The organism is Mycobacterium shinjukuense, assembly GCF_010730055.1.
Taxonomy (GTDB): domain Bacteria; phylum Actinomycetota; class Actinomycetes; order Mycobacteriales; family Mycobacteriaceae; genus Mycobacterium; species Mycobacterium shinjukuense.
This window is the reverse complement of record NZ_AP022575.1, coordinates 3,898,026-3,913,086: the sequence shown is the minus strand read 5'-3', so window position 1 is coordinate 3,913,086 and position 15,061 is coordinate 3,898,026. Positions and strand designations below refer to the sequence as shown.

Below are 15,061 nucleotides of genomic sequence, written 5' to 3'. Positions count from 1 at the left end.
CAACTGTCCCTCCGGGAGGCCATGATGGCGGGTCCAGGTCCGATCGTCGCCGACCTGCGCGCGGAGAGCGACGACCTTGACGCGCTGGTGGCGTCTCTTCCGACGAACCGCTGGGCGGATCCGACGCCCGCACCGGGCTGGACCATCGCACACCAGATCGGCCACCTGCTGTGGACCGATCGAATCGCGCTCACCGCGGTCACCGACGAGGCCGGGTTCGCCGATGTGCTGACCGCTGCGGCGGCCGATCCCACCGGCTTCGTCGACGCCGGCGCCGAGGAAATGGCGGCCCTGGCGCCGGGCGAGCTGCTTGCGGACTGGCGGAGCACCCGCGGGCGGCTGCACCAGGCGCTGCTGACCGTCGCCGATGGCCGCAAATTGCCGTGGTTCGGCCCTTCGATGAGCGCCGCGTCGATGGCGACGGCCCGGTTGATGGAAACCTGGGCGCACGGGCTCGACGTCGCCGATGCCCTCGGCGTCACCCGGCCCGCCACCGACCGGCTGCGCTCGATAGCCCATCTCGGTGTCCGCACCCGCGATTACGCGTTCCTCGTCAACAATCTGGCCCCGCCGACCGGTCCGTTCTTGGTCAAGCTGCGTGGCCCTGGCGGGGATATCTGGTCCTGGGGACCGTCCGATGCGGCCCAGCGGGTCACCGGATCCGCCGAGGACTTCTGCTTCCTGGTCACCCAGCGGCGCGCGCTTAGCACGCTGGACATCACTGCCGTGGGTGACGACGCGCAGCGCTGGCTGACGATCGCTCAAGCCTTCGCCGGGCCACCCGGCCCCGGTCGATGAGCGCGCACAGCGCGCGAAAAGAGCCGGGGCCCATCAGCCCAAGCCCCGGTCGATGAGCGCGCACAACGCGCGAAAAGAGCCGGGGCCCATCAGCCCACGCCCCGGTCGATGAGCGCGCACAACGCGCGAAAAGAGCCGGGGCCCATCAGCCCACGCCCCGGTCGATGAGCGCGCACAACGCGCGAAGGGTGCTCAGTCCCAGGGGTTGACCAGTCCGATTCCCATCGCATCAAAGTGTCGAGTGTTACGTGTGGCAAGTATGGCTCGCCGGGCGGTGGCGATACCTGCGATCTGCACATCACGGATATCCACCGTCTGGCCAGCGCGCCGACGGGTCGCGGCGACGGTTGCGGCGGCTACGGCTGCCGCCTGGTCAAAAGACAGGACACGGGCATTGAGGTCATCGCAGAGAATCTGTGAAAACAATGCTTCAAGACGTTTGCGGCGCCGCCCTCGTTCCAAAAGTTCAATGCCGGTGCGGACTTCAAGGACCGTAATCGAGGTCGTCCAGATTGACTCGGCCGGTTGCGCGTCGAGCCACCCGATGACAGCCGGGTCGGGTACGTGCTGCATGAGCGCGGAGAGCACGTTGGTGTCCAGCACGATCATGACTCGAACTGTGCTGGTTGGACCGACTGCCCCCGCAGCTCGGCGATCTCCTGCCGGAGACCGATACCTGTGACGCGAGCTGCGATGCGTGACCCCAGCCGGGCCGGGGGTTCATCAACCCCGCGCACCGCATTACGAAGGATTTCGCGGACTTCCTCTTCGGTGCTGCGCCCATGCTGCCGAGCCAGGCGCTGGAGTTTGCTCTTGGTGTCGTCGTCGATCTGCCGGATCAGAATTTGCGCCATTGGTAGTCAGGGGCGCGGTGTCCGCAAAGCGGATCCGTTTCCCCATCCCCCTTTCAATCCGTGCGTGCGGTTTTCCCGCACACGGCTTACCGATGATCTTCTGAACATGGTTACGCTGCCTTCGGGTAGCGGATGGTGCCACGCAAGCGGTGCAGGCCGTGCCCGTTGAACCACGCTTCGGTCCACTGATCGGCTTGTCCAGCACACAGATTGCGGCCCCGCTTCTTGACCATCAAGCGGAACAGCCGCCGCACCACGTACCGGTCGATCTGGCCGAATTTCTGGGCGGCGTTGCCGGTGCGAAAGTAGTTACCCCAGCCGCGCAGGATCGGATTCAATTCCGCAATCACGTCACGGATATCCAGCCCAACCCGATTGCGGCCGGTGCGATCACGCACCTTGGCCCGTAATCGGACCATCGCGCGCTGCGAGGGCCAGCGCTGCAGGTAGTAGCGCACAATACGGCGCTGCTCCCACAGCCGTCCCGACATGCGAGCCCGGAAGTGACAGCCCAGAAAATCCAGACCGTCGCGACCCTCCCTCAGATCGACCACCTTCGTCTTATCCGGATGCAGCCGCAACCCCAACGACGCCAGGATTTCCCCGACCGCCGCCAAGGCGTGCTCGGCTTGCGCCGCGCTGCGGCACAACACCACCCCGTCATCGGCGTAGCGCACCAACTCACCCACCCCACGGGCGGCCAGTTCGGTGTCGAGCAGATGCAGATAGATGTTGGCCAACAGCGGCGAGATCACCCCGCCCTGCGGTGTGCCCGCGACCGTCCGCTGGATCACCCCTTCGACCATCACTCCTGCCTGCAGCCACAAGCGCAGCAGTTTGAGCACCCGCCGATCCGAGACCCGCCTACCCACCTCAGCAAGTAGACGCTCATGGTCGATCTCGCCGAAGAAATTAGCGATATCGAACTCGACCACGAACTGGTAACCCTCGATGAACCCGGTCCGCAAGCGTTCCTTGGCCATCGTCGCCGACCTCCTCGGCCGAAACCCATACGAGCACGACAAAAAATCCGCCTCGAAAATCGGTTCCAACACAATCTTGGCCGCCGCCTGGACCACCCGGTCTCGCACCGTGGGAATCCCCAACGGCCGCAAACCACCCTGTGGTTTCGGGATCTCCACCCGACGCGCCGGCGCCGGACGGTAACGACCCGTGCGAAGGTCACAGCGCAACTCACGCAACATGCGGTCCACGCCGTAGTCCTCCACCGCAACCAGGGTGATCCGATCCACCCGGTCGCGCCTTTGTTGTTGCGCACCCGTTCCCACGCCTCCCACAGGACGTCACCCTGTAGATACGGTCATATAGGGCATGGAAACGCCGACCCTCAGACTGCTTGGCCGCAGCCCATAGCGCCCGTTGCAGTTGTCGCACTTTCACCGGCGAGACCACCAACGGCTCCTCGTCGGCTACGGCAAGCGATGGCTTGCCGGGGGAATTGGACCGAGCAAACCCGGTCATGCCCTTGCGCTTACCCGCTCCGCGCGCGTGATCAAAGCAGGGGCCCTTCCCTCCCGACGTGTCTCTCACGCCGATCAGCGGTACTACGACCCCCTCGGACTCCCGCTGCTCTCCAAGGGATTTCACCATCGGCTTATACCCCTGGTCTTTGCCCGACGCAGGCTGAGCAGACGGGCCTCTCCTGTTCCCGACTGAACTGTGTGCACGTGCCGCTCCCCGTACCCCGGAAGGACCCGCCGAGCTAACCCCGGACCAGGGCTCGACGAACATAGGCCTTCGCCGTGACATGAGCGGCTCGGCTCCTCCGTTGTAAATCTGACGAGGCTGCAGGACTCGCACCTAACGGCACTACGGCCCGCGCACTTGCTCCCTCCAAAGAGGCTCTTGACACCCCGCTTAGCCCGCCGCCTCTCAACGACGAACCGGGGCCTGCTACCCGGCGCTCCGGTGCCTACCGGGACGGGACTCACACCCGCTAGTTCAGTCCAACTTGCAGGACGCAACATGAACAGGATGCTATCACGATAGCATTCTGTTCATGTCCGCCGCTGTTTACAGCACTGGCGGCCCAAACGTGATCTCCCGTGCGAAGCCTTACGCCAGGCGAAGCCGCTCGACCGACTGCCCCGTCAGCTGCGCGATCACTTCAAAGTCCTTGTCCAGGGCCAAGACTGTGAGGCCGGAAACTTCTGCGAGGGCCGCGACGAGAAGGTCGGGGATCGATGGCCCACGATGCTGGCCACGATCGGCGAGCATCAGCTGCACCCGGACTGCGCGATCTTCCGCCGCCGGAGTGAGGTATTCCACCGGCATTAGGGCCAAAGGCGGTGATACGGACTCCCGACGTGTCTGCGCAGCGGTCCGGAAGGAATACCCAACCTCAAGTCTGGTGACCGTGCTGATTCGCACCATGCCGCGTTGGATTCGATCAATCCATGCCTGCGCATCGGGTGATTCGGCCAACCGGGTATAGGCCGACTTGTCGATGAGCCACGTGGTCACCGCCACGCGGCCGCCATCACTTTCGGATTGTTGAGATCGGCGGCGGCTTCGGCCGCGCGGCGCAGGTCTTCGATGGTGAATCTGCCGCTGGCTTCAGACGGCGATCGCTCGGCTTCGAACCTGCGACGCAGATACTCGTTGCGGGAAAGGCCGTGAGCTGCAGCGTCGGCGTCGATGCGGGCGACCGCGGCCTCTGACAAACCCCTGATCAGTACATCTGGCATAACGGCCTCCCCTTTTGATATCGACGTTATCAACCGGTGCCGGCGTCAACGTGTGTCCGACATCATGCGCGCGATCAACTGGGCTTCCAGGTGCCGTCTGCCGCAGGGCTGTGAATGTCAAGGGCGCCGACCGACGTCATTGCAGCCGGCCGGCGTACCGTGTCTGGTTCTCGGCCTCGACCTCCTCGCGCAGCGCCACGATCGCGACGTTCAATCTGTCGGCGAGCTCCCCGTGCGCATAGCCGGTCATCACGCCCGGATGCAGCGTCAACTTGAGCAGCCGGCCGTCGGAATTGGCAACGGCCTGAACATCTCCCAGGTCGACGCTGTACGTGACGCTCTCAGCCTGCGCGACGAGTGCTTCCCACTTGTCGGCTGTTTCACTCAGTTCACGAAGAACCGATTCGACGAGTTCCTTGTCGCTCAGGTCGCTCAGTTCACTGCCGCTGCCCGACCCCGACACCATGACAGTATGTCCAGGCCTCCCACCAGCGTCAATTCATCCCATAGGTGATCATTACGGTCGCGCTCGAACCGCTTTGCCGGGTGCCCACCCGTTAGCTGTTAGCAGGTCCCACCTCTTGTCCACCCCACTTCGTCGAGCCTCGCCGGTGGCTGCGAACATGCCGGTGCGCTGCCCTGCCTGGCTGACTGGGATGCGCTGTACTCATAGAACTTTCGCGCTTGCCGTGGTTGGCCGATCCATCGAGCGCGGATACTGCGTTGGTCGGCGAACCATTATCGTGTCGGGCTGCAGCGGCGCCACCCTGATCAACCATCCGGGCCGTTCGCGCCGGGGGTGCCGTACAGGAACCCTCCCGTGCCACCCAGTCCGCCGGCCCCACCGTCCCCGGCGGGACTGCCGGACCCGCCGAACCCGCCGGACCCGCCGGCACCACCGTTGCCCCACAGCCAGCCGCCCTGACCGCTAGCCCCACCGTTGCCCCCGGCAGCGCCAAGCGCGCTGGCCCCGCCGGCCCCGCCGAACCCACCGACACCGAACAGCCCGGCGTGACCGCCGTTGCCACCAGGCAGGCCGAGCCCGGTCACCGCGGTGCCGGCGTCCCCACCGGACCCGCCGTTGCCGTTGCCGTACAGCAGCCCGCCGGCACCGCCGGCCTGTCCCGGCGCCGTCCCGTCAGCACCATTTCCGATCAGCGGCCGGCCCAGCAGCGTCTGGGTGGGCGCGTTGACCAGACCCAGCACGTATTGCTGCACGCTCTCCAAGGGCGCGGCGTTGGCCGCCTCGGCGGCCGCATACAAACCCCCGGCATCGTTGATGGCCTGGACAAACCGGGCTGAAACGCCGCCGCCTGGGTGGTCAACGCCTGATAGGCCTGCGCGTGCCCGGAAAAAGCGCCGCCACCGCCGCCGACACCTCATCGGCCCCGGCGGCCAGCACCCCCGTGGTCGGGGCCGCCGCCGCCAGATTCGCGGCGCTGAGCGCCGAACCGATACCCGCCAATTCCGTTGCCGTCGCCACCAGCGCGTCCGGGGCCGCCACCACCAACGACATCGTAACCCTCCCATCCGGTCATCGCTGACCGTTCGGTGAAAGTCCAACCTATCGCCGCCGCGCCCAACACATCTGGTGTTCGCCCACCAACCTTTGCGCGCCGGCCGTTAGCTTGGCCCGCACACATTCGCCGGCGACTGGCCCGCCGCCGGCGCGCCCAGCTCCTGAAACCAGCTGAAGTGATAGTTCGCCGATACCGGGTCGCCGACAACGAAGGCTTCGGTGGCGGCCAGCAACATGCAGTTGAGCAGGAGCGCGGTGTCGATCTTGGGATACTGGGCCAACACCTGGGAGCGCGCGGTATCAAGATGCACCCGCAGCAGGTCGGCTTCGTCTCCGGTGACCACCGCCCCCGCGGTCGCGGCCCCGGCGATCGTGTGCGCCAACCGCGGCAGTCCGTCACGACGGTGGGTGGCTCTGCTCAACCGCCCTCCCAGATCGTCGACCGCCGGCAGCTCGCGCGGCCGCATGGAGGGCGTCGTGCCGGTAGGGTCCGTCAACCACCTCAACGAGTCGCCGGGCGTGTACGTCTGACAGCGCGTCGCGGAGCCGATCAGCGCGGACACTCCACCGGTGCGTCGTTCGGGCGCCAACAACCGCACGCCTTCGGGAAGGGTGATGCCCGAAGGTATCCAGCCGTGGGCGAGGTCGGTGACCAACACCGTCGTGCCGTCCGCGTGCGCACCCACCGCCCAGTTCACCCGTGGCTCCTGACGGGCCACAAACGCCAGCAGGCGCCGCAGCCCCTCGTCGTCGTCCTCCCTGACCCGAGCGGGCGACGAGGTACCGGCGTGGTCGGGCTCTGGGTGCCGTACCGCCGACCACTCGGGTGGCACCGCCCGGGCGGCCGGCAGGACCCGCGTGGTATCCAGATCGGTGCCAACGGAATCCGCGGAGACGGGCGGGCCCTGGCTTGCCGTGGCAACGCGGCGCGTCATCGGGCGCAGTCGACGCATCGTCAACTCGACCCGCCGCACGGCCGCCGCACGCGCGCCGTCGATCACTGTGGCTTCTGCCGCCCGTCGCGCCGAATCAACCATCCCCGCTCGTCGGAGACTCATCAGCTGGTCGTTGGCAGCACTCACGATCAGTTGCAAGTCCGCCTCGAGATGCTCTGCGAGAGCGGCGGTTTCGGCGGTGCTCGACGATAGCTCGGCAGGCCAGAGGCCGCCCATCACCCAGGGGGTGCAATCGGGGGGAGACCTGAAGGTCGGAATCGTAAGGGATTCCCGGGTCGCTCTCCGCAGGCGCTGGCGCGCGCTCCTTCGACCAAAGATCGCCACCGGTTAAGCGTACCGGCATCCCTACGGCCACCGCGGGCGGTGAATTGTGCGGCCGGCAGAGCCTGGGTAGCGTGGGGCCATGGCAGATTCTGCGCTGCAGCAGCAACTCGACGAGGTGCGGGCTCTGCTACGTCGTGCACGAGAGTTGTTTGGCGCCAATCCAATCGAGCCACCCACCGATATCGTGCCGCAGCCCGATAACGTCAAGACTTGGCGCGCATAGATTTTCAGCGTTCGCGGCGCCGCAGTTGATGCGCCAGCAACCTTTCAATCGCCGCGTGCAGATCTTCGGCCGTCGGAACCTGCGCCGACGGGGTATGGCCGGCCGCGACGATCTCCTCACGCACCTCCAACAAGGCTTTGAGGCAGGACACGTCCGCGGTCAGCAGGATGCCCTCGGCCAGGGTTTCCGCATCGGTGTCCATCGCCCCCTCGCTCAGCGCGACACTGTGCAAACACCCACCGCGGCAGGACCTAACCAGGATGTGCCCGCTGGGGTGAACGGTGTCGAAGGCGGGGTTGGCGTCTGTCATGAATGTCGCGGACCCGTCATCGACCGTCGTCAACGATGCCGCCGAAGCTGCGCGACGCCTCTTCCTCGTGCTGCTCCCACATCGCGGCCGACGCTCGCAGGTTCTGGGCGATCTCGGCGTGGTTGTCGGCTTGTTGCTCGTAGCACTGCCGTCTGAGTTCGAGCAACTCGCGTCCGGCCTCGCGGAGCTCGCTGAAGATGGGCCCGAGCGAGTCCAGGCTCTCCTGGATCGCGGGGTGCGCCGACGGCACGGTGCGCAAGTAGTCGGCGGTCTGCTGGTGCTGGGCGGCGGCTGCACGTAAGTGCGCCGGCACCACATGGATTCGACCTGCCATCCGCTGTCTCCTTGTCTGTGCCTGCCGGCGGTAAGGCCGGTGAACTCGCTGTTGGGATCTATTGCGTCGCCGTCGGCGGGGCCGCCGGCCGGGTCGGGGTCGGGGTGTCGGTTCTCGCCGGGGCGGTCGCGGTCGCCGGCACCGGCGGATGCTCCCAGCCTAGAAAGCTCGGCCCGCGCACGGTGGAGATGTGTTGCATCTGGCCGTCGAGCAGGGCTTTGCCGTTGCCGAGGGCCAACGCGTGGCGATCGGTGAAGATACCGATGTCTCCGGGTGCAACCCGTGCCGGGTCGATGGGGTCGGTGACCGCCGTCCCCGGACGGGGGATCGTGATCCCCTGCTGTTGGAACGCGTCTGCGATCGGTGTTCCGCCGGCCGCGGCCTGGATCACCGCGGCGAGCTGGGGGCTGGCGGCGGTCACCGTCTCACCGTTGGGCAAGGTGACCGTCGTCGGACCCGGCGGAGGCGATTCGGGAGAACTCGCAGTGGCGTTCTGCTCCTCGCCTTCCCCGTGGTCGCGGTCGCCGCGTTCGTCTGAGAGCGCACGGTCGGGGTTCCGGGAGTCCCGGCCTTCGTCGAGTCCGCGTAGTTCCGGTTCGGTGTCGGCTCCCCGGAGCAGTCCGGGGAGCGGAAGCCCGCCCGGCGCGCCCATTCCGGGCAGGGAGACCGGTGCCATTCCCCCGCCCGGCAGCGTTGCCCCACCGAGGGTGGGCATGCCTGGCGCCGCCGGCGGTTGCGGCATCACCGGCGAGGTGATGCCCGGCGCCGGCGGGTCGTCGGAAAACAGCGCCGGATCGTCCAGCGGCAGCGAATCGAGCAGGTAATCGTAGGGCACCTCGGGTGACGGGGCCGCCGGTTGGCCAGCCCCGCGGGTGGGCGCGTCCTTGGGGGCGGCCGTCACCGGGGCACCGTCGCCGGGAACGCCTCGTTCACCCCTCGAGGCGTCATACAGCGACGTCCAGGCGGCCATCAGGGCGGATTTGGACGTGTCGTCCAGGCTCGTGTTCGCGACCACTTCGCGGATGTCCCGCAGCTTGCCGATCAAATAGCGCTGAAAGTCCCGCGCCCCGGCCGGGGTGTCCAGATCCGACCGGGTACGCACCGCGGCTTCGATGTCGTGCTGCAGCGTGCTCAGCGCTTCGCTGCCCTCGACGGCCTTCAAATGCGCATTCAAGATTGCCGAGATCACCTGCAGGTCAAGCTGAGCGATCGCCGAATTCTGGTGCGCTAGCGCGGCTTCCGCATCTGCGATGGCCCGGGCCGCCGCCCCCTGTGCTCGGCTCGAGGGCGCCGGGTCGGCGGGCAGCACGGTCGGCGTCGACCCGACCTGCCCCGCGTTGGGGTCACCGGCGCGGTCACGGATAGCCATCGTCTAGTCCATTACCGCGGCGGCCCGCTGCGGGCAATGCGGTGACCCTTCATGCCGCGTGACAGTACTCAGGCAGCTTGCTGCCGACAATTCACCTCAACGCACCCGGTATCCGCGTGCGCTACGCCGCTAGCTGACGGGTTCGGCGTACCGCGTCCGCAGCCGCTCTAGCACACCGCTATTCGCGTGAGCGAACTCGCGAGCGTCGGCGACGATCGCCGCGATCTCCCGCTGTTTGGCAACCAGAAACCTGTGAAACTCACGCGCTCCCATCGGCGTATCGGCGGCGAGCTGATCCTGATCCGCAACGGCACGATCGATCTCGGCGGCGATCGCGTCCAGCCGGCGGACGCTGTCTCGCATCGCGGCGTGCGCACCGGCAAGCACCTCGGCCAGCACCCGGTCGGCGTCGGCGACGGTGCCCTGTTGCCGTGCCAGCAAGGCCTGCCGCGCCGCCGTGGCGGCTTCTGAATAGGGGTGCTCCGACATGGTTCAACCTTCTCATCCTGCCCACCTGACGGGGCGACTATCTGCGACTCATAACGGTCGGCGGATTTGTACGTTGGTGCCCAGCGGGCTGATCCGCACCGACGCACCCGCGTAGGGCGCCTCGACGACCAGGTTGTTGCCGATCGCCAGCTGCACGTGTCCGGGATGCGGGAATACCAGGTCGCCCGGCCGGACCTGTGAGCGGGGCACCGGGATACCGTCGTTGATCTGTTGGTAGGTGGTGCGATCCAGGTGAACGCCGGCCTGCGCATAGGACCATTGGACCAAGCCTGAACAGTCGAACTGGTTGGGCCCGGTCGCGCCCCACACGTAGGGGCGTCCGAGGCGGGACAATGCTGCGCGGACCGCGATCCCGGCGCGGCCACTCGGTGCCGGCAGGCCACGTCTGCCCAGCGCGGCGCCGTGGTGGTGCGACGTCCGGTACCGCAGCGCACGCAGCACCGCTAAATGTCGCTGTGCCCGCCGCCGCGCCGACAGGACATGGGCTCGTTGCGCGCGCAGCCGCGCCACCCGTCGACGCATCGCTTCGCGCTGGGCCATCGGCGTAACCGGACTCACCGCGTTATCGGCACGGGCCTCGTCGACAATGCTTCCGGTCAGCTCCCGCGCCCTGGCCCGGTCCTGGTGGGCGCCGGCGACGACGGCCGCCAACTCATCATCGGTGCGTGCTGCCGATAGCAGGGTTGCCCGGCCGTGTTGTGCCGCGAGCCGATACCGACCCTGCGCCGCTGCCGCATTCAGCCCGGCGGTCCGCTGCAGCAGTTCGGCCTGGGCTGCGGTGCCCGCATCCACGACCGGTTGCCAACTGGCTCCGGCGAAAAGCTGGTGGGCGCGGGTTAGCGCCTCGACTTCACTGCTGCTCATTGATCTCCCTTGCCGACGCGTTGACCTGCCTCGATCGCCTCGGTGAACGCTCGAACGCGGGGCAGCGCCCCCGCCGGGATGACACCCCGATTGCGGATGTCCCACATTTCGTCGGTGCCGACACCGATCAGCGCCGCGATGACCGTTTCCGGCAACGACGACTGCGCGCATGCGCGATCGAACCGGGCGCTCAAGCTTGCCGGCATCCGCTCGAGCAGGGCGCTCCGCGTCGCTTCCAGCGCCCGCAGGTGCTCCATGAGCCGGCCGGCCGAGTCGGCGCCCGCGTTCACCGCCACCCGCCACGAGCTGGCGGCCAGCATCTCCGCCTTCACACACTGCGCGATCACGGAGAGAATATACGTCTCATATTCGTTTGATGTCGTCGCGGGCAACCTGTCGATGACCGATCTCAGCGCATCGAGCTGTGCTTCGGCGTAACCTTCGAGCACGTCGGTGTCGCGAGGGCGGTCGACGACGACCGCGCCGGCGCGCCGAACCGGCGGTGTTTCCGGCGGCTGCGCGGCGATCACGCGCGCGAGTTCGGCATCGGGATCGGCCGCCACCAGCAGCCGCGAGTAGGTGCCCGGTGGCAGGCCGAGCCCGTTTTCAACCTTCTGAACTGTGCTTTTGTGGGGCTTGCGGGCACCGCGCTCCAGGTAGCTCAGGCCCATGACGCTGACGCCGGTCACGGCCGACAGGTCAGCCAGGGACCAGTCGCGCGATTCGCGCAACGCGCGCATGGCCGCGCCGGCCGACTCACGGCTCACCGCGAGTCTCCGGCCATAGGCGGGATATTACACAGCCGGGTCCGCATACCTCGGTATATCCGTTTTTGTCACGTTTCTCTTGCAGCCACCCCGACTTATGTATACGCTTTTGCCTACGTTTCAGCGGACGAAGGAGGCCGAGACATGGCGCACCCCTGCGCGGCGAACCCGGAATTATGGTTCGGCTACCCCGATGACGACGGTGGCGACGGCGCGGCAAAGGCCCGTGCCTACGAGCGGTCAGCCACCGAGGCACGCATCCAATGCCTGCGCCGATGCCCGCTGGCGCAGCAGCGACACTGCGCACAGCGTGCCATCAAGCACCGCGAGGAATACGGCGTCTGGGCCGGCATCAAACTTCCCGGCGGCCAGTACCGCAAGCGCGCGGAGCTCGCCGCGGCCCACGATGTCTTGCGCCGGATCGCCGCCGGCGAGATCAACCCTCGACAGCTGCCGGAAAACGCCGCGCTGCTGGCGCGCACCGAAGGATCCGCGATGCCGACGGCCGCGGTGGTGCTGCACTTGCCGACCGCGCAGCACGGCCCCCGCTCGGCGGCCTGACCGCCGGTGCGCTCAACCAACCCGGGACCACATCCGGGCGAGACGCCGCGCCGCCGCTACATCCGACGGCCAGGTCGGCCCGGCGTACTGTCGCGGCAAGGTGCCACGCGCGCCTCGACAAAGGATGGGTTTAAACCGTCGCGGAGCAGTTTTTCGGGATGGAAGTAACGGCGCTGCACCCACGATCCTTGGCGTTCAGGCCATCATGCTGGCGCTGGGCGGGGCCGCGGGTATCGCCCTCGATGGCCTGCTGCGACGGTGCACCTCCACGCACGGGGCCTGGTCGGCGGGGTTGCCCATGCCGGGGGCGGCAGCTTGGCCAACACCGCCTCCACGGTCGCCCGGGCCTTGCGGGGTCAGCCAGCCGCGCAACGCCGACATGCCATCGGCGCCCTGTTTGCCCAGCCCAGGGTGATGCCGCGCCGCCGGGCCCGGTCCTCATCGCTGTAATTCCCGTCGGGGTTCAGACAATCGGCGAGGTTGTCGGCCAGCCCGACCAGCTGTTCGGGCCGAAACTGGGTGCCCTCCTTGGCCAGCGTGGCCTCCGCGCAGTCGCGGGTGGGCGCATCGACCCAGCCGGACAGCCGGTCAGAGAACCGGCGAATCACCCCCACGCCCCCGCAAGCGGCAGGTGCCCCCAGCCCGGCGCCCAGCCGCCCGTCGCGGTGGGCGGCCGCGCTGGCCGCCAGGATCGGCGCCAGCGCGCCGAGAGACGGCTGAAACCAGAGTGGCACACGAGATTTCACACCGCCGGGTGTTGGCTTTGGGGAGGCACGACATCAGGAGGCCGATCTGTATGCTTGCGCGACGAAGCCCGGTGCGTACGCCGAGACCTCTGTCAGTTAATACGATGCCCAAATCCGAGGCGCGTCAGGTCGCTACCGAGGAAGCGCTCTGGCCCTCCAACTCGTCGAGCGCTTCCCCGGTGTAGACGGCCAGGTGCTGCAGGTGCGGCAGGGTGTCGCGGCAGCCGATGAACCCGAAGTTCAGCGTCCCGGCGTAACTCTGCATAGTGACGTTGAGGGCTTGGCTGTGCGCCACCAGGGAGACCGGATAGGAGGCCTCCATCCGGCTGCCGCGCAGATACAGCACGTCCTCGGGCCCGGGCACATTGCTGACACACACGTTGAACGTGTACGGCCAGGGCGGTGTCACCCCGCTGAGCGTGCTGGCCAGCTGTATCCCGTACGGCGCCATCAAGGCCGCGCTGTAGGCCAGGATCGCGTCCCTTCCCATCGACCTCAGCTGCGCCTTCGCGATCCCGGTTGCCGCGGTGACGGCCCGCAGGCGTTCGACCGGATCGGCGATATCGGTGCCCAGCGTGGCCAGGATGGTTCCGACGGCGTTGCCGCCGCCCGCATCGTCCTTGGGCCGCACGTTCACCGGCACCATCGCGATCAGCGATGTGTCGGGCAGCTCACCGAGCTCGCCGAGGAAGCGCCGCAAACCGCCGCCGATGATCGTCAACGCGACGTCGTTGATCGTCGCCTGGTGCTTGGCGCCGAGGGATTTCAGCCGGTCCAGCCGATATTGCTGGGTGGCGAAGCGGCGGTTGCGGCTGATGCGGGTGTTGAGGATGCTGTGCGGGGCCTGCGCCGAGCCGATGAGGTGGCGGTATTCGTTGTCGGTGCGCAGCTGGGTGTTGACCAGCGCCCTGGTGAGGTCGAACGAGGACCGTCCCGCGCTGGCGACAGAGCCAAGCACGCTGCCCACCCCGCTGACCATGTTGCCTAGGCTGTGCAGCACGCCGCCCAGGCCGCTGAGCACGCTGCCCACCACGCCGCCGTCAGCGGATTCTTCCTCCTCGGCGGGCGCTCGGCCGGGCTCGGGAATGCTGAAGAACAGCGGGTGCGTGGTGTCGTTCGGGTCGGTGGGCAAGCTGCGGGCCAGGATCTTCTGGGCGCTGTAGCCGTCGACGAGCGCGTGGTGCATCTTGATGTAGATCGCGAACCGTCCGCCCTGCAGACCCTCGATGAAGTGCATTTCCCACGGCGGACGGCCCAGGTCGACGGCGTTGCTGTGCAACCGGGACACCAGGATCCCCAGTTCACGCTCGTCACCCGGGCTGGCCAGCGCCGACCGGCGCACGTGATAGTCCAGATCGAAGTCCTCGTCGACAACCCATGACTGCGCGGGGTTATGCAGCAGGTTGGGGTGGCTCAGCTTCAGATTCCACGGCTCCACCACGTCGTGGGTCTTGCTGTCCTCGACGAGTCGGCGCAGGAAGTCCCGCGGCGCACCGGACGGCGGCGTGAACGGCATCAGCGCACCGATGTGCATCATCGTGTTGGGCGACTCGGAATAAAGAAAGTACATATCCTGCGGGCCTAGCCGTCTGGCGGTCTTGCTCACGGGTTGCTCCTTGAGTGGCGTTGTCGGCACGCGGGTAACGCTGCCCTCAGCCGCCGGGTTGGGCGACCGGTCGGCGACGTCAACAGCGTTTCCAGATGGTGACCGTAGTCCACGTGGGTGTCGGGGACCATCGCCTTTCCTGCTCGCGATGCCGCAGCCGGATGCGGCGCCGCCACCGCGGCGCTCACGGCTTGCCCGGTTCGGCCTGGGCTGCGCGCGGCCTCGTGGACGGCACCGGAGCGGCTTTGCCGTGTCCATGGGCAGCAAGCACGGTGTCACCGCCCGGGTCGCCGGTCGACCGCGGTTCGGGTGATCGGCCGCACCGCGGCCGCGCCGGATTCGTCGACGCCGCGGGAAAAGTGTCGCGGCTCGGGCGCACCCCGCTCACGGTGGGCGAAGGGGGACTTGAACCCCCACGTCCCGAAGGACACTGGCACCTGAAGCCAGCGCGTCTGCCATTCCGCCACTCGCCCGGACAACCGGAGGACCATACCACTGTAGTAGCCCAACGCCCCAACCGCCGCGCGGTGCCCGACGGCCGGGGCGCCCACCAACCGCGGCGTTTCGGGTCCGCCGGGGCACGCCGAACGGCCTCGCTGCAATTCTCAGCAT

At 67.7% G+C, this 15,061-nt stretch carries 17 protein-coding genes, 1 tRNA gene and 2 pseudogenes; 3 read left to right on the top strand and 17 right to left on the bottom strand.

All coding sequences use genetic code 11. The annotated features are described in order from the left end of the window. Nucleotides 1-24: 24 nt before the first annotated feature. On the top strand, nt 25-798 hold the full coding sequence (locus G6N20_RS17650; RefSeq protein WP_083048277.1) for a TIGR03084 family metal-binding protein: 774 nt from the start codon (nt 25-27) through the stop codon (nt 796-798). 192 nt (nt 799-990) lie between these two features. Here G6N20_RS17650 and G6N20_RS17645 read toward each other — a convergent pair whose 3' ends face one another. The 8 genes and pseudogenes from G6N20_RS17645 to G6N20_RS17605 form a co-directional block, all read right to left on the bottom strand. Next, nucleotides 991-1,407 (bottom strand): type II toxin-antitoxin system VapC family toxin, encoded by a 417-nt coding sequence (locus G6N20_RS17645; protein ID WP_083048256.1) that lies wholly within the window; start codon nt 1,405-1,407, stop codon nt 991-993. Beyond that, nucleotides 1,404-1,652 (bottom strand): FitA-like ribbon-helix-helix domain-containing protein, encoded by a 249-nt coding sequence (locus tag G6N20_RS17640; RefSeq protein WP_083048258.1) that lies wholly within the window; start codon nt 1,650-1,652, stop codon nt 1,404-1,406. The genes G6N20_RS17645 and G6N20_RS17640 overlap by 4 nt, the downstream gene beginning before the upstream one ends. Nucleotides 1,653-1,762: 110 nt before the next feature. Continuing rightward, entirely contained in the window at nt 1,763-2,905 is a 1,143-nt protein-coding gene (ltrA, locus tag G6N20_RS17635; RefSeq protein ID WP_197745484.1) for a group II intron reverse transcriptase/maturase, read from the bottom strand. 823 nt (nt 2,906-3,728) lie between these two features. Beyond that, nucleotides 3,729-4,142: a PIN domain nuclease gene (locus tag G6N20_RS17630; RefSeq protein ID WP_083052334.1), complete on the bottom strand. Its 414-nt coding sequence runs from the start codon at nt 4,140-4,142 to the stop codon at nt 3,729-3,731. Further along, the gene (gene vapB / locus G6N20_RS17625; RefSeq protein ID WP_083052337.1) at nt 4,133-4,360 is read right to left on the bottom strand and encodes a type II toxin-antitoxin system VapB family antitoxin; all 228 of its coding nucleotides are present in this window, start codon (nt 4,358-4,360) and stop codon (nt 4,133-4,135) included. The genes G6N20_RS17630 and vapB overlap by 10 nt, the downstream gene beginning before the upstream one ends. A gap of 136 nt (nt 4,361-4,496) precedes the next feature. Continuing rightward, on the bottom strand, nt 4,497-4,826 hold the full coding sequence (locus tag G6N20_RS17620) for a DUF2710 family protein (RefSeq protein ID WP_083052340.1): 330 nt from the start codon (nt 4,824-4,826) through the stop codon (nt 4,497-4,499). Between the two features lie 308 nt (nt 4,827-5,134). Next, nucleotides 5,135-5,876: pseudogene (locus G6N20_RS17615) on the bottom strand (PE family protein); the annotation flags it as partial. A gap of 107 nt (nt 5,877-5,983) precedes the next feature. Next, nucleotides 5,984-7,159: a DUF5631 domain-containing protein gene (locus G6N20_RS17605; RefSeq protein ID WP_083052343.1), complete on the bottom strand. Its 1,176-nt coding sequence runs from the start codon at nt 7,157-7,159 to the stop codon at nt 5,984-5,986. 79 nt (nt 7,160-7,238) lie between these two features. On the opposite strand from G6N20_RS17605, the gene G6N20_RS20500 reads away from it, so the two are divergent. Continuing rightward, on the top strand, nt 7,239-7,382 hold the full coding sequence (locus G6N20_RS20500; protein ID WP_169715475.1) for a hypothetical protein: 144 nt from the start codon (nt 7,239-7,241) through the stop codon (nt 7,380-7,382). Nucleotides 7,383-7,386: 4 nt separating this feature from the next. Here the strand turns inward: G6N20_RS20500 and G6N20_RS17600 are convergent, their stop codons facing one another. The 6 genes from G6N20_RS17600 to G6N20_RS17575 form a co-directional block, all read right to left on the bottom strand. Further along, entirely contained in the window at nt 7,387-7,692 is a 306-nt protein-coding gene (locus tag G6N20_RS17600; protein ID WP_083052346.1) for a DUF2694 family protein, read from the bottom strand. Nucleotides 7,693-7,708: 16 nt separating this feature from the next. After that, complete coding sequence (locus tag G6N20_RS17595) at nt 7,709-8,026, bottom strand: ESX-1 secretion-associated protein (RefSeq protein ID WP_083052349.1); 318 nt, start codon at nt 8,024-8,026, stop codon at nt 7,709-7,711. Between the two features lie 58 nt (nt 8,027-8,084). Then, the gene (locus G6N20_RS17590; protein ID WP_083052352.1) at nt 8,085-9,395 is read right to left on the bottom strand and encodes a DUF4226 domain-containing protein; all 1,311 of its coding nucleotides are present in this window, start codon (nt 9,393-9,395) and stop codon (nt 8,085-8,087) included. Between the two features lie 129 nt (nt 9,396-9,524). Then, nucleotides 9,525-9,884, bottom strand: coding sequence for a DUF4226 domain-containing protein (locus G6N20_RS17585; RefSeq protein WP_083052356.1), 360 nt, complete (start codon nt 9,882-9,884; stop codon nt 9,525-9,527). A gap of 48 nt (nt 9,885-9,932) precedes the next feature. Next, on the bottom strand, nt 9,933-10,769 hold the full coding sequence (locus tag G6N20_RS17580; RefSeq protein ID WP_083052359.1) for a C40 family peptidase: 837 nt from the start codon (nt 10,767-10,769) through the stop codon (nt 9,933-9,935). Then, nucleotides 10,766-11,536: a helix-turn-helix domain-containing protein gene (locus tag G6N20_RS17575; RefSeq protein ID WP_083052362.1), complete on the bottom strand. Its 771-nt coding sequence runs from the start codon at nt 11,534-11,536 to the stop codon at nt 10,766-10,768. Before G6N20_RS17575 ends, G6N20_RS17580 begins: the two co-directional genes overlap by 4 nt. A 144-nt stretch (nt 11,537-11,680) precedes the next feature. Between G6N20_RS17575 and G6N20_RS17570 the strand changes: the two genes are divergently transcribed. Then, a complete protein-coding gene (locus tag G6N20_RS17570) occupies nt 11,681-12,097 on the top strand; it encodes a WhiB family transcriptional regulator (RefSeq protein ID WP_083052365.1) in 417 nt (138 codons plus the stop codon). Nucleotides 12,098-12,287: 190 nt separating this feature from the next. Here G6N20_RS17570 and G6N20_RS17565 read toward each other — a convergent pair. The 3 genes and pseudogenes from G6N20_RS17565 to G6N20_RS17555 form a co-directional block, all read right to left on the bottom strand. After that, nucleotides 12,288-12,798: pseudogene (locus G6N20_RS17565) on the bottom strand (DUF222 domain-containing protein); the annotation flags it as partial. A 169-nt stretch (nt 12,799-12,967) separates the two neighbouring features. Continuing rightward, nucleotides 12,968-14,449 carry a WS/DGAT/MGAT family O-acyltransferase gene (locus G6N20_RS17560; RefSeq protein ID WP_083052368.1) on the bottom strand — a complete coding sequence of 494 codons (1,482 nt, stop codon included), beginning with the start codon at nt 14,447-14,449 and terminating at the stop codon, nt 12,968-12,970. 390 nt (nt 14,450-14,839) lie between these two features. Then, nucleotides 14,840-14,922, bottom strand: a tRNA-Leu gene (locus G6N20_RS17555). Nucleotides 14,923-15,061 lie beyond the last annotated feature (139 nt).